We start from the raw sequence: 730 nt of genomic DNA on the forward strand, positions 1-730 counted from the left end.
TGCGGTCGAGACGCGACATGATCCCGAGGCGGACCATCTCCGCCACCACCCTGCCCCATTCCTCCAGCGCGGGTCCGGCGAGATGATCGGGGGGCGTGGGAGATACCGTCTCCGGTTCGGGCTCTGCCCTGGCCAGCCTGTGCTTGCGGGCCGTGCCCTGCAGCAGCTTCAGCCGGGTCGGCTTGGGTTTCGGGCCACGCGGTGCCATGGGCCTTGCCTCCTCTGTCGTTCTTCTTCACCCCGGGGTCCAGTGCTGCCCATCCTGCGCTCTCATCCACCCCGCCTCTCGACGCGCTGGAAGAGCCGCCGCAGCGCATAGCTCCGGGCCAAGGACGCCGCCGTGAACAGCCCGCTCAGGGCAAAATGCTGCGAGACGGTCGCCTGCAGCCCGACCACCGGGAAGGTGACAAGCTGGAGACAGAGCGCCACGCCCCAGCCAACCGCGACATTCGCCACCGCCTCGATCGCGGAGAAGAGACGGGTCTGGGCCATCACGCCACGATCTCCATCCGCTCGGCGGCCAGATCGGCAAAGCTGCGGGTCTCGCCGTCGAGCGTGGCGGCCGCGCCGGTGAACTCTTCCCAGCGTCGCACCGCCACGTCGACATAGGCCGGGTCCAGCTCCATCGCGTGGCAGACCCGCCCGCAGGTCTCGGCCGCGATCAGCGTGGTGCCCGATCCGCAGAACGGCTCGTAAACGACCTGTCCCGGGCTCGCGTTGTTCAGCATCG

2 protein-coding genes and 1 pseudogene are annotated in these 730 nt (G+C 69.2%); all 3 read right to left on the reverse strand.

Translation table 11 applies throughout. From position 1 onward, the window contains the following. Window positions 1-208, reverse strand: a pseudogene (locus ACFORG_RS20220) (phage terminase small subunit P27 family); the annotation flags it as partial. Between the two features lie 62 nt (window positions 209-270). After that, a complete protein-coding gene (locus tag ACFORG_RS20225) occupies window positions 271-492 on the reverse strand; it encodes a DUF7220 family protein (protein ID WP_386737384.1) in 222 nt (73 codons plus the stop codon). After that, the coding region (locus ACFORG_RS20230) for a DNA methyltransferase (protein ID WP_386737385.1) at window positions 492-730 on the reverse strand (239 nt) is incomplete at its 5' end. The genes ACFORG_RS20225 and ACFORG_RS20230, both read right to left, overlap by 1 nt.

The sequence above is a fragment of the Lutimaribacter marinistellae genome (assembly GCF_042648365.1).
In the GTDB taxonomy this organism is placed as follows: Bacteria; Pseudomonadota; Alphaproteobacteria; order Rhodobacterales; family Rhodobacteraceae; genus Lutimaribacter_A; species Lutimaribacter_A marinistellae.

Coding starts and splice junctions, on each gene's coding strand:
- ACFORG_RS20225 (WP_386737384.1), bottom strand. CDS start 492: ATGGCCCAGACCCGTCTCTTCTCCGCGATCGAGGCGGTGGCGAATGTC.